The following is a 10,974-nucleotide window of genomic DNA, read 5'->3' as shown; positions in this document are numbered from 1 at the left end:
ATTATTATTAAGTGAAGGAGGGAAAGTGATGAGCGAGGAGAAGAAAGAAGAAAAAGGATTAAGGGAAGAAGCAAGAGACCTATTTAAGCTGTTCTTTGAGAAGAGTAAGGATATTCAGAAAGCCACCTCCCAGACGATAAAAGAGCTTACCGATAAAACCTTTAAGGGTATGCAGCCATCAAAGGAGAAGGTAAAGGAGATTACGGAGGGCATCCTTGAAGGAATACAGGATGTGAGAAAGGACGTGGGGGGAAGGTTTGAGAGTGTTGTAAGAACTCTCCAGGAACTTACAGGAAAGGCAACCGCGAGCGTAAGAGAGGTAATAACGGGTGTCCTTGAGGGGGTAGAGGAGGTCAGTGAGAAGGAGAAGAGAGAGGAGTGTCTCAGATATATAAAGGAGAGGAGGTCTATCACCTTCTTTGACCCCAACAGGGAGGTGCCCGATGAGGTTTTAATAGAGATACTCAATACGGCAGCCCTTGCTCCTTCAGGTTATAACATCCAACCTTGGGAAGTTATAGTAGTAAAGAGCAAAGACAAGAAAAGGAAGTTGAAGGATATATGTTACGGTCAACAGAAGGCTGAGGATGCAAGCGCTAACATAGTTGTGATAGCTAACTTAAATGCTGCTGAGGAACACGTGGACAGGGTTTTAGATAGCTGGGTTGAACTCGGATACATCCAGAGGAAGGATAGGAACACTCTCAGGGAACAGATACTCTCAGGATGGAAGAGCCCTGAAAAGAGAAAGAGGAAGGCTATAAGGGATTCCGCATTCTTTGCTATGAGTGTCATGATAATAGCCCGATACTTTGGACTTGAAACGCATCCGATGGAGGGGTTTGACGAGGCAAAACTTAAAAAATTCCTGGGTATAGGGAAGGATAAACTCGTGCCTCTGATAATAGCTATAGGTTATAAGCATCCGGAAAAGGAACTACTTCCAAGAGCTTACAGATTTAAGTTTGAGGAGTTTGGAAAAATAATATAATGCTTGAATCTCTAGCAGTAGCTCTGCTCAAGACGATCGTGGTATTTATCTTTGAAAGCTCCGTGAGGGACGGCACGAAGGTAAATGTGGAAGGTGCTCCTGACTGGTATATGAAGGATGAGAGGGGGAGCTTGTGTGTATCAACCCACGCTTACGGCTACATGTCAGCCGTAGAAGAGGCTAAGGATAAGCTTTACCCGAAGATGGAGGAGGAGCTAAAGAGGCTTATAAAGAAGGCAGTTTACGAAAACTTCAGGGAAGTGAAGAACCAGAAAGAGCGTAGGTTTATACTTTCAGTAGTTGAGGACAGTAAGCTCTCCCTCTTTGTGGAGGGCAACCTTAGGGTAAAGAACGTTGAGTACGACAAGAAGAGAGGCATAGCCTTTGCGAGGGGGTGTATATCAAGGGAGGATTTTGTAACGTACGAGAAAGCCAGAGTTAGGGAGATAGCAAAGTCTCTGAGTGAGAAAAGGGCGGAGGAGGCTTTTGAGGAGCTTGAGATGATAAAATAATTTCTATGGAGCACGAGAGCTGTATCTTTTGCAAGATAGTGAAGGGGGAAATCCCCTCAAAGAAAGTTTATGAAGACGAAAGTGTTTACGCCTTTCACGACATCAACCCGGTTGCCCCGGTCCATATACTCATAATTCCCAAAAAGCACATATTCGGTATCCAAGAGCTGGAAGAGAGGGACGAGTGCCTTGTAGGGCATATGTTCTATGTGGCAAAGAAGATAGCTCAGGAGCAGGGGCTTGCTCCAGATGAAAGCTTGAACGGTGGGTACAGGCTGGTCTTTAACGTTGGTAAGGATGCTGGACAGAGTGTTTTTCACCTTCACCTCCACCTAATAGGCGGAAGGGCTATGGGCTGGCCTCCGGGATAAAGCATGAAACCTTTTTTTCTTAAGTTATCGGAGCAAAGGTGTCCTATAGGGGTTGACCTTCTGGAGAGAGTAAGTGAGGATACAGCTCTGATAGTGGGAAACTTTGACGGACTCCACCTGGGACATAAGTACCTCATAGATACTCTTAAGAGAAGAGCTCACGAGAAAGGATTAAAGTCTATGGTCGTTACCTTCTGCCCACATCCTTTAAAGGTTCTTGCACCTAGGCTGTTTCTGTGTGAGCTTTCAACTGCCGAGGAGAAGATGGAACTTCTTAAGGAGGAAGGGATAGATTATTTATGCTTCATAAGGTTTGATGAAGACTTCTCTCGTATGAGTGCAAAAGACTTTCTTGAAGAGGTGATATACCGCAGGCTTGGGTGTAAGTATCTCCTTGTTGGGTACGACTGGAGGTTCGGCTATCGCAGGGAGGGTGAGATAGAGCTTGCTAAAGAGGTAGGTGAAAGGCTTGGCTTTGAGGTTGAACTTGCAAAACCCTTTAAGAAGAACGGGCATATAGTTAGCAGTACCCTTGTCAGGCGTTTGTTGTCTGAGGGGAGGCTTGAAGAGGCTGCACAATTCCTCGGTAGGAGATACTGGATAAGGAGAGAGGTAATCAAGGGGGATGGAAGAGGCTCAAGGATAGGTTTCCCTACGGCAAATCTGAAAGATACGGAGGAACTCTGTTTAAAAGAAGGTGTGTACGCCGTTTTAGTTGATGATGGACTGCCCGGTGTTGCAAACTTCGGTTTCAGGCCCACCTTTGAGGGGAGCAAGAGGGTTCTTGAAGTGCACATTCCTAACTTCTCAGGAGATTTAAGGGGCAAGAGCATAAAGGTTGAGTTTATAAGGTTCCTGAGGGAAGAGAGAAAGTTTCCCTCGGTAGAGGAGTTGAAGTCTCAGATTGAGAAGGATGTTCAGTTGGCTTTGGCGGTAGTCTCTCCTGCTTCGTAGACAACCCTTATATCCCCATTCTTTAAAAGAACGAAACTCCTTTCAAGTCTATCCCTTATGCCTTTCTTATTCTGGAGGAAGTTCTCTAACCCTTTAGGTTCGTTATGGGACTTGAGAACGTAGTTTCTCACCTCCCCGTTGTCAAAGTGTATCTTTACGGGGAGGCAGTAAAACTTCGTATCCTCAGCCCTATGACACCTCTCTATTTCCCCGACAACCTCTATCTTAACGCTCCTTGCCACTATATCCTCTTTCCTAAAGACTCCCATGGCATATAATTTTATAACTATGCAGGAAGTAAAGGTTGATAAAGAGCTTGATATTAGAGGTGAGGTTTGTCCCTTCACCTTTGTGAAGAGCAAGCTTGTCCTTGAGCAGATGGACGAAGGGGAAGTTCTCAGGGTTCTTATAGATTACGAGCCCTCAGCGGAGAACGTTCCCAAGAGTATGAGAGAGGAAGGGCAAGATGTCATAGCGGTTAACAAGATAGGGGAAAACCTCTGGGAGATAATAGTAAGAAAGAAGAGATGAGGGTTCTTATAGTTATAACAAGTGTACCCTTCGCAAAAGACTATAACACTATCCTGAACATAGCTAAGAAGCTAAGGGATAAGGGACACGACGTTTCTATTTTTCTTTCTGGTAACGGTTCTTACTACCTTATAAGACCAGATGCTTCTCAGCTCTCGGAGCTGGGTGTGAAGGTATACTTCTGTGCCCACTCTGCCCACCAGAGAGGGGTGGACAAGCTTCCGGGATGGGCACAGAGCAGCTCCACCTATAACCTCTCCCGCATGATGGGTGAGTTTGATAAAGTGATAGTTTTCAACTGAAGGTGATGATATGAAAGTCGTATTCATACTTAAGGGAGACCCCTTTTCCTGGAAGGCTCACGAGGCGTTTAGAATAGCTATTGCTGTCGGCATGAACCATGAGCTTACCTTTGTCCTTATAAGGGATGGCGTTTATACCCTTACCAGATGGTCTCCGGAGGAGCTTGGTGTTGAAACCTTTGAAAAGTTTTATGACGTGCTTGAGCATGTCAACATAGAGCTGGTGGTTGAGGATGCATCTATCCAGGAGAGAGGCTTAAAGGAGGCAGATTTCGTGTGCCAGGTCAAGGTTAAGTCTGCCGAGGAGATAAGTGAGCTGATAAACTCTGCGGAGGTGGTTTACGTATGGTGAACACCCTCTGGCTTGTCAGAAAGCTGGGAGACTTCTCCTCAGAGCTTCTCTCCGACAACGATGTGGTTATCCTTATACAGGATGGTGTTCTCAGGTGGCCTACCCGAAAGGGATGGTACGTTTGTAAAGAGGATGCGCTAGCCAGAGGCTTGAAAGTTCCCGAAGAATTTATGAAGGGGTATGAGGAGATAGTTGAGCTCATTGAGGCTTCAAGGAGGGTTATAGTCTGGTGAGATGGGAGATATCAAAAACCTTCAGGTTTGAAGCGGGGCACAGGGTATGGAAGCAAAATCTCACCTACGGTAGGGGTGCAGAGTTTACAAGAAACGTGGAAGTTCCCCAGAACAAGTGTGTAAATCTGCACGGTCACAGTTACCTTCTGGAGGTTACCGTTGGTTCTGATACCCTCAGCGAGCAGGACATGGTTATGGACTTCTACCACATAAAGAACGCCCTTAAAGAGCTTATAGATAGGATAGACCACAGTTTCATAGTGGACAGGAACGACCCTATATATCCTGAGCTGGAGGAAGTGGCTACTAAGTACGGGGCAATGAAGGTCTTTCCTGTGGATTTTTGCCCAACAGCAGAAGCCCTCGCAAAGTTCTTCTATGACTTCCTCACTGAAAGGCTTAAGGATGCAGGGCTTTTGGGCGAGGTTCAGGTAGTTAAGGTTGTTCTCTGGGAGACCTCTACCTCAAAGGCTGAGTACAGAGCTGAGTGAGAATGCAGCCTTCGCATTGGGGAATCTTTTTGCAGAACCTCTTGGCGTGCTCATCTAAAAGAGCATGGAACTCCTTGTAAAGTTCTATGTCCTCAGGCAAATTTTCCTCAAAGAATTTCCTAAGCCCCTCGTAATTGTCCTCTATCCCGAATACCCTTTTAACTATCCTCTTAGTGTAGGCGTCTATAACGAAGTAAGGTCTATTTCCTGCATACAAGAGAATCGTGTCTGCGGTTTCCCTTCCTATACCCTTTATCTCAAGGAGTTCCTCCCTGCTTACTTTTTCAACCTTTGACACCGGGTAAAGCCTAAAAGCCACCTCTTTTAAATATACGGCTTTCTGTCTGTAGTAACCCGCTGGTCTTATGAGCTCCTGGAGAGCTTCAGGAGTGATATCTATAATCCTTTTGAAGGAGAGAGCCTTTACCCTTTTCAAGTTCTGAAGGGCTTTTTCAACGTTCCTCCAGGAGGTGTTCTGGGTTAGTATGGCACCGATAACTATCTCCTCTCTGGGGTCACTTCCTTCCTTCCTGTGATACTCTCTGTCTACAGGCCACCAATTCTGTTTTCCATAAGAGACCAGAAGGAGTTTAAAGACCTGAAGTAAACTATCTCTTGAACTTTTCAAGCCTGCTCACCATTGTGTCGGAAATAAATACTACCCCAGAGTGCTTGTTAAGAAAGGGCGTTAGCCCTTCCAGAATAGAGAGGGCTTTCTCCTCGGGCATGACCGAAACCACCATAACCAGTGTATCCTCTTCGTTAAAGAGGAGGTGTCCTTCATGAAAACCATGGCTGCCTTTACCTGAAAGGTTGTGAAATATGGTGTAACCGCTTATTCCAGCTCTTTCCAGGATGTCAATAACAAAATCTATATCCTCTCCCCGGACTATTATCTCAACCTTCTTCATAGAATAGAGCTTCAGGTCTTTCATGTTTTTACCTCCTCGGATATGCTCTTTATCTCAACCCAATCTCCATCCATAAACCTGTAAAAGGTATTCCTCTCCGGGTCAAGAACTACCATGTTTATCCATTCTTTATGGACCAGTTCCCTTATCTTGTGGACTCTGCCCACCACCTTCTTCACAAACTCCAAGGGTGCTTCAATCAGAGCTATCAACCTCACGGGGGTGTGGAAGGGTTTTCCCTTTTTCAAGACTGTCTGAGCCGGGAGTCCCGTCCTGAGGTCGCTCAGATTTCCGGTCATCACTCCTATCCTTCCTGCAACGTTATGATAGACTTTACTACCGCTCCCGTAGACTTCGTTGTCCGTCGTGGAAAAGTAGTGCTCCATGTTTATCCACTGTCCTACCACCAGAGGTCCCGAAAGTATGTTCTCCAGGAGGAAACCTTTTGGGTCCACCTTGTAATCGTAGGAGTGGAGGAACACCTTTCCACCCAGATTCATACCGGCGGTAAGCTCCCTCCTTCCGATTATAAAGGCGTAGTTGCCCGAGAGTCCCCACTCGGGGCGGACCTGGGACCAGTCATAGGCGTTCTCCACCACCTTTCTATAGACCTGCCCCACACCGAGTTCCTTGGCTCTCTCCAGGGCTGTGGTCTCCCCGGCTCTCCTGAGGTCCTCCTCTATCCTCTCCAAGAGGGGTAAAAGCTTGGGAGGTAGAAGTTCAAGGTCATAGAGTTTAATCTCATCCGTTGTGGTGTTGTGCAACCCTGGAACGAAGTAGGTGCTCTCTGGTATATCTATGCCAAACCTCTCCCTGAGTATGGTTCTTACCTTTGGATTGTTCGCCATTACACAGAAAGCCCGGGCGTTATGGGTTCCCGAAGCCCCACCGCAGGCTCCGCAGTCCAGGGCGGATTCGTAAGGGTTGTTTTCAGACCTGCTGCCGTGTCCCAGAACCAGGACTATAGGAGCAAAGTCTTTAACCAGACCTATTGACTTCAGAGCAACAGCTATCAGAGCAGCCTGCTCCTCCAGAGAGAAACCTACGTGCTTGAGTTTCTCCCTTATGAGGCTTGCAGACCCTCTGTCCACCCTGTAATCTGTTCTGAGCTTCTTGAAGAACTCCCTCTGCCTCTCTTCACTCACAGGAAGGCTTTCACAGAGCTCCTTACCCTCAAGGATGGTTTCCAAAACCTCTTCGGTTGTCCTCACGTCAGCTTTTATTCCTAACTCCCTGTCAAGGGCTACTCTAACGATAGCTCCAAGAACAGACTTCACAACATGCTCTATCTCCTCATCACCAAGCTTCTCCAGAAGCAAACGGGTGGGAGGTTTCCGCTCCAGAACCTTCTCCCTCGCCCGTGAATAGACTGTGGGCAGGAAAGTCTTACCTATAAAGTCAAAACCGAAGAGAAAACCTATGGCTTCAACTGTAACGAATGGAGTAAGGACGTTCTCCTTCAGGTCATGGAATATCTCCTCTACAGCTCCCTTTGGTGAGGTGGAGCTCTCCCTCCTGACGGGAAGCTCAAGGACAACGTTCCCCGGTCTCAGGATTACAGGGCAAAGAAACTCCTCGTGCCCCTTCTCTAACTCAACGAAAGCCATGGGAACTCCGAAAAAGCCGGCTATACCGTGTGTTTCATACCCTCCCAGGGCTTCAAGGTTTCTCCTGAACCTCTCCGACCTAACGTCTATACAGAATAGAGCTTGGGCAACTTTATCCTCTTCTCTACGTACAGGTTTCATACCGGATACCAGGGACTCAAGGAGTGTATCCTCCATAGCCTTGAGCCATATAACACCTTCCTTCTCTTGAAGCCTTCTGTGGAGTTTCACGAGCCCCAGAACTTCGGAATGACCTATGTCCTCAAGCCCTATACCTGAGAGGGAGAGCCACTCGTACAGGAAAGACAGGAAAACCTTAGCATTCCAGAGGGCTTTCTCTCTCAAATATTCCTCAATTATACTCTCTGGATTTTTAAAGTATTCGGGGAGTTTTTCGGCGTAGCGGGGAACCGCCCTTCCGCTAAAGTACTCTCTCATAAGGTAAGCTCTCTTCCTATCCTCCCTGAGGAGCTTTTCCAGGCACCTATAATCGGCTCCGAAGGGTATGCTTCTCGCTCTGAAGCTCAGAACCGCCCTGACTATAATGAGTCTTACAGCAGCATAATCTACAACGTCTGCGGGATACTTTTTCTGCCAGAAGTAGTCCCTGTTGTGTTGTCTCCACCTCAAGAACCCAACTATCCCCTTAAGACGGGAAAGTTCCCTCGTTATGTAATCACTCCACAGGTATTCGGGTATGTTGAGGTCCTGGAGTACATATTCTATAGCCTCTTCAGGTTCCTCAAACTTCTGAACCAGCTTCCAGAACCCAAAGCCGGCTCTCAAGAGAAACCTTACGTTGTGTTTTGCAAGCTCCTTCCATGCCCTGAAAAGTCCAAGTTCCCTCCTGGGCATAGCAACAGCCGCCTGACCCTCGTCCAGGAACCCTATCATGCTCCTCGCCACAAGGTCATCTATTACGGAGGATAGGTCAGAACCAGTCAGCTCATCTATCGCTTCATAAAGGGTACGTTCTTTTCCAACGGACGTGAACAACGTCTCCATCTCCTCTGCCGGGTCTTCCCTGAACTCCCCTAAGACGAACTCAACCAAGTCCTCCGGTATATCCTTCCTGATTCTGTTTACCCTCGGATTTAAATTTCTTCTATCCGTTATTAACCTTACCACCAACTCTGCTGTATCCAGCCCGGATATATGGAGGTTTTCCTCTTCAAGGAACTCTACCACCCTGTTTCTGAGGTACTCCTCCCTTATCCTCCCCCTCTCCATAAGGTATTGATACCCCTCCCTGCTCAGAAAACCCCTTCCTCCGAATATCCTCTCCCCTTCTCTTACCGCCTCCCAGAAAGAGAGCTCTTCAAGCTCATGCAAGGGGTTATGGTGAACGAAAGTTCTCATAGGCCAAAAGTAGGGTATGGGCTCGGCTGAAACGTTTACGAGAGACCTTATCCAGAGCTTCCTTCCTAAGTCCATCTACCACCTCCAAGGAGGTCCCTATACACGAACCTACCATCGGGTTCACCCCAGAGAACCTTAGCCGCATTTGTAAGCAGGGCAAGGCTGAGGAAGAAGGAGCCTGCGATAAATAGGAGTAGGGTTACCCCATCAAGAGAAGTCATAACAGGGAGGGTAACCGAATAAGACAGTAATATAAAGAGAGAGAGGAGGAAGGAGAAAAGGGGCATCTTAGCTACAAGACCCTTCAGATAAGTTATCTCTCCAGTTCCGAACTCCCTCTCAAGAAACACTCCAAGGAGTCTAACCGCCAATGGCAGAAGCGCTGCCAGGAGGAGGTAAATGCTTTCAGAGATATACAAGACAGGCATTAGGGAGCAGTAGAGCTCCGCTCCAACCGCCTTGAAGTTCCTAACTGTAAACATTCTGAGAGAATGAAACAGGAAAGTGAAGGTGGCTATGAGCTCTGCAAACTGTGGAGGTTCGTAAAACTGCATAAGAGCGTATCCCGCAAGTGGGAATAGTAAATAAATGGGCAAACCAAACCTGTAAAGGACTCTTGAAGTTAGGAGGCTGAGAGGAAAGAGGGGTATAAACAGGGCTAATATCAGTAACATAATATCCCTCTCAGAGGGAGTTCCAAGGAAGAAAAGGGCAGAGCCACCTGCCGCCGGTAAGAATGAGAACCTTGATGTAAGGGAAGCAAACCTTAGAAATAGCGCTTTCAGTATGTCATAGATATCATGGATGTAGAGCTCCCTTGAAAAATGGGTGTAAAGGTTTATATACAGGGGTAGATATCTTTCTCTGCTTGCGTTGTATATGAAGAACCAGCCAACACCTATTACTAGAACCATGAATATGACCTCAAAGAGGAATATCTCCCAAGAGGCGAAGGCAACCTCATATATCCTCTCCACTAACCTCTCCTGGGGATAGAGGAACTTCTGTAGGCTGTGACCTACTATAACGTAACCCATCAGGACTACAGTCAATGACAGGACAGCCATCAAAGCTGTAAGTAGAGGTCTCTCCCTACCGAGCTTAAAGACGCTTATCAGTACCTGAGCTGCCGTTACCCACCCGAAGAATAGAAGAACAAGGGATGTCTTGTATTCTAAAAGCCTCTCCTCAATTATGTAGTGGGAGAAGAAAACGAGAAAGAGAGGTATCGCTATCGTAAGTACTCCGTAAACTACCCATGGTATAGCCCGAGTTATCTCTGTCCTTCTTTTCAAGGCTGTATATACCTCATCCTCAGGTATGTTGGGGTCATGTCTTGCCGTGTGTATGACGTTTCCTGAGTATAGAAAAAGGGTAGCCTTGAATATACCGTGAGCCATCATATGATAGACTGCCAGGGCAAAAGCTCCCACCCCCAGCTCCATAACCATGTAACCCATCTGACCTACCGTTGAGTAGCCAAGGGATTTCTTTATATCGCTCTGGAGGAGCATGAGAACTGAACCCACTATTGCGGTTATTGAACCTGCTATGAATGCAAGCTGAAGACCAAGCTTGTCATGGGTATACAGGGGTGCGAACCTGTTCACAAGAAAGGCTCCTGCATTCACTATGCCCGCATGCATCAGTGCTGAGACCGGTGTGGGTCCTTCCATTGTATAAACTATCCAGTGGTGGAACAGGAATTGGGCTGACTTGAGCATTCCGCTCAAGGTAAGGAGCAAGGTGACTAAGGGAAGCACCTCCGAGCCGTTTTCAAGAGCTTTTCCAAATATCTCAGTCATGCTGAAGGTTCCAAACTCTCTGTAAAGTAGGAAGAGAGCAAACAGAAGTGGTACGTCGGCAAGCCTGTGGGTAAAGAAGGTAAGGTTTGCATATCTGACCGCTTCTTTGCGTTTTAAGTTCTGACTCAGGAGGTAGTAAAGTATAAAACCCATAAGATGCCAGCAAAGTGCAAAGACCAGAAGGTTGGCAGATAGAACCAGAAGCACGAGAGAGCCGGTCATAAGGTCTAAGAGGAAGTAGAATCTTCTGTAACCCTCTTCATCAGCCATATACTTCTCTGAGAACTTGTGAACCACAAGACTAACAAGGAGTATGTAAGTTGAAAGTAGAAGCCCGAGGTTGTCAGTGTACAGTTCTAAAGAACCTGCTTTAAGACTCTCTCCCCTTCCAAAGATAAGAAGTGTAAGGCTCAAGAGAAAGTTGAGCAGTGTAAGGTTCGTACTTATCTTAGGAAAGAGCCGCTCGCTTTTTACGAGCAGAACTACAAGGGCAGATACTAAAGGCAGCAGAACCGTTACAAGAACCAACCTTTCCATGATTCAGCCTTCTTGTCT

The 10,974-nt window shown here is 46.8% G+C and carries 14 protein-coding genes; 9 read left to right on the top strand and 5 right to left on the bottom strand.

Annotated features, from left to right (window positions below; all coding sequences use genetic code 11):
- Positions 1 to 28: 28 nt before the first annotated feature.
- From BCF55_RS07520 to BCF55_RS07505, 4 genes are read left to right on the top strand one after another with little or no spacing between them, the layout of a single operon-like run.
- Positions 29 to 991: a nitroreductase family protein gene (locus BCF55_RS07520; RefSeq protein WP_245960416.1), complete on the top strand. Its 963-nt coding sequence runs from the start codon at positions 29 to 31 to the stop codon at positions 989 to 991.
- Positions 991 to 1,503, top strand: a complete 513-nt coding sequence (locus BCF55_RS07515; RefSeq protein WP_121012262.1) for a hypothetical protein — start codon at positions 991 to 993, stop codon at positions 1,501 to 1,503. Before BCF55_RS07520 ends, BCF55_RS07515 begins: the two co-directional genes overlap by 1 nt.
- Before the next feature lie 5 nt (positions 1,504 to 1,508).
- On the top strand, positions 1,509 to 1,874 hold the full coding sequence (locus tag BCF55_RS07510) for a histidine triad nucleotide-binding protein (RefSeq protein ID WP_121012259.1): 366 nt from the start codon (positions 1,509 to 1,511) through the stop codon (positions 1,872 to 1,874).
- Positions 1,875 to 1,877: 3 nt separating this feature from the next.
- Positions 1,878 to 2,828: a bifunctional riboflavin kinase/FAD synthetase gene (locus BCF55_RS07505; RefSeq protein ID WP_121012256.1), complete on the top strand. Its 951-nt coding sequence runs from the start codon at positions 1,878 to 1,880 to the stop codon at positions 2,826 to 2,828.
- Here BCF55_RS07505 and BCF55_RS07500 read toward each other — a convergent pair.
- Positions 2,792 to 3,097 carry a hypothetical protein gene (locus tag BCF55_RS07500; protein WP_121012254.1) on the bottom strand — a complete coding sequence of 102 codons (306 nt, stop codon included), beginning with the start codon at positions 3,095 to 3,097 and terminating at the stop codon, positions 2,792 to 2,794. The genes BCF55_RS07505 and BCF55_RS07500 overlap by 37 nt on opposite strands.
- Before the next feature lie 19 nt (positions 3,098 to 3,116).
- On the opposite strand from BCF55_RS07500, the gene BCF55_RS07495 reads away from it, so the two are divergent.
- The 5 genes from BCF55_RS07495 to BCF55_RS07475 are packed head-to-tail and all read left to right on the top strand — an operon-like array spanning position 3,117 to position 4,737.
- The gene (locus BCF55_RS07495; RefSeq protein WP_121013177.1) at positions 3,117 to 3,359 is read left to right on the top strand and encodes a sulfurtransferase TusA family protein; all 243 of its coding nucleotides are present in this window, start codon (positions 3,117 to 3,119) and stop codon (positions 3,357 to 3,359) included.
- Complete coding sequence (locus BCF55_RS07490) at positions 3,356 to 3,661, top strand: DsrE family protein (RefSeq protein WP_121012251.1); 306 nt, start codon at positions 3,356 to 3,358, stop codon at positions 3,659 to 3,661. Before BCF55_RS07495 ends, BCF55_RS07490 begins: the two co-directional genes overlap by 4 nt.
- A gap of 10 nt (positions 3,662 to 3,671) precedes the next feature.
- Positions 3,672 to 4,013 carry a DsrE family protein gene (locus BCF55_RS07485; protein WP_121012248.1) on the top strand — a complete coding sequence of 114 codons (342 nt, stop codon included), beginning with the start codon at positions 3,672 to 3,674 and terminating at the stop codon, positions 4,011 to 4,013.
- Entirely contained in the window at positions 4,007 to 4,246 is a 240-nt protein-coding gene (locus BCF55_RS07480; RefSeq protein WP_121012245.1) for a sulfurtransferase TusB, read from the top strand. The genes BCF55_RS07485 and BCF55_RS07480 overlap by 7 nt, the downstream gene beginning before the upstream one ends.
- Positions 4,243 to 4,737: a 6-pyruvoyl trahydropterin synthase family protein gene (locus tag BCF55_RS07475; protein ID WP_121012242.1), complete on the top strand. Its 495-nt coding sequence runs from the start codon at positions 4,243 to 4,245 to the stop codon at positions 4,735 to 4,737. The genes BCF55_RS07480 and BCF55_RS07475 overlap by 4 nt, the downstream gene beginning before the upstream one ends.
- On the opposite strand, the gene BCF55_RS07470 is transcribed toward BCF55_RS07475, so the two are convergent.
- From BCF55_RS07470 to BCF55_RS07455, 4 genes are read right to left on the bottom strand one after another with little or no spacing between them, the layout of a single operon-like run.
- The gene (locus BCF55_RS07470) at positions 4,706 to 5,365 is read right to left on the bottom strand and encodes an endonuclease III domain-containing protein (RefSeq protein WP_121012239.1); all 660 of its coding nucleotides are present in this window, start codon (positions 5,363 to 5,365) and stop codon (positions 4,706 to 4,708) included. The two genes, BCF55_RS07475 and BCF55_RS07470, sit on opposite strands and share 32 nt — an antisense overlap.
- On the bottom strand, positions 5,346 to 5,672 hold the full coding sequence (locus BCF55_RS07465; protein WP_121012236.1) for a DUF190 domain-containing protein: 327 nt from the start codon (positions 5,670 to 5,672) through the stop codon (positions 5,346 to 5,348). Before BCF55_RS07465 ends, BCF55_RS07470 begins: the two co-directional genes overlap by 20 nt.
- Positions 5,669 to 8,689, bottom strand: a complete 3,021-nt coding sequence (locus BCF55_RS07460; RefSeq protein WP_121012233.1) for a DUF2309 domain-containing protein — start codon at positions 8,687 to 8,689, stop codon at positions 5,669 to 5,671. The genes BCF55_RS07465 and BCF55_RS07460 overlap by 4 nt, the downstream gene beginning before the upstream one ends.
- Positions 8,680 to 10,956, bottom strand: coding sequence for a proton-conducting transporter transmembrane domain-containing protein (locus BCF55_RS07455; RefSeq protein ID WP_121012230.1), 2,277 nt, complete (start codon positions 10,954 to 10,956; stop codon positions 8,680 to 8,682). Before BCF55_RS07455 ends, BCF55_RS07460 begins: the two co-directional genes overlap by 10 nt.
- Positions 10,957 to 10,974 lie beyond the last annotated feature (18 nt).

It is taken from the genome of Hydrogenivirga caldilitoris (assembly GCF_003664005.1).
GTDB classification, from domain to species: Bacteria; Aquificota; Aquificia; order Aquificales; family Aquificaceae; genus Hydrogenivirga; species Hydrogenivirga caldilitoris.
The sequence above is the reverse complement of the archived record's forward strand: the minus strand, read 5'-3'. Positions and strand labels throughout refer to the sequence as shown.

Excerpts from the sequence above, each read along its gene's own strand:
- BCF55_RS07485 (WP_121012248.1), top strand. The coding sequence starts at position 3,672 with ATGAAAGTCGTATTCATACTTAAGGGAGACCCCTTTTCCTGGAAGGCT.
- BCF55_RS07510 (WP_121012259.1), top strand. The coding sequence starts at position 1,509 with ATGGAGCACGAGAGCTGTATCTTTTGCAAGATAGTGAAGGGGGAAATC.
- BCF55_RS07500 (WP_121012254.1), bottom strand. The coding sequence starts at position 3,097 with ATGGGAGTCTTTAGGAAAGAGGATATAGTGGCAAGGAGCGTTAAGATA.
- BCF55_RS07465 (WP_121012236.1), bottom strand. The coding sequence starts at position 5,672 with ATGAAAGACCTGAAGCTCTATTCTATGAAGAAGGTTGAGATAATAGTC.
- BCF55_RS07515 (WP_121012262.1), top strand. The coding sequence starts at position 991 with ATGCTTGAATCTCTAGCAGTAGCTCTGCTCAAGACGATCGTGGTATTT.
- BCF55_RS07505 (WP_121012256.1), top strand. The coding sequence starts at position 1,878 with ATGAAACCTTTTTTTCTTAAGTTATCGGAGCAAAGGTGTCCTATAGGG.
- BCF55_RS07460 (WP_121012233.1), bottom strand. The coding sequence starts at position 8,689 with ATGGACTTAGGAAGGAAGCTCTGGATAAGGTCTCTCGTAAACGTTTCA.
- BCF55_RS07495 (WP_121013177.1), top strand. The coding sequence starts at position 3,117 with ATGCAGGAAGTAAAGGTTGATAAAGAGCTTGATATTAGAGGTGAGGTT.
- BCF55_RS07455 (WP_121012230.1), bottom strand. The coding sequence starts at position 10,956 with ATGGAAAGGTTGGTTCTTGTAACGGTTCTGCTGCCTTTAGTATCTGCC.
- BCF55_RS07480 (WP_121012245.1), top strand. The coding sequence starts at position 4,007 with ATGGTGAACACCCTCTGGCTTGTCAGAAAGCTGGGAGACTTCTCCTCA.
- BCF55_RS07520 (WP_245960416.1), top strand. The coding sequence starts at position 29 with ATGAGCGAGGAGAAGAAAGAAGAAAAAGGATTAAGGGAAGAAGCAAGA.
- BCF55_RS07490 (WP_121012251.1), top strand. The coding sequence starts at position 3,356 with ATGAGGGTTCTTATAGTTATAACAAGTGTACCCTTCGCAAAAGACTAT.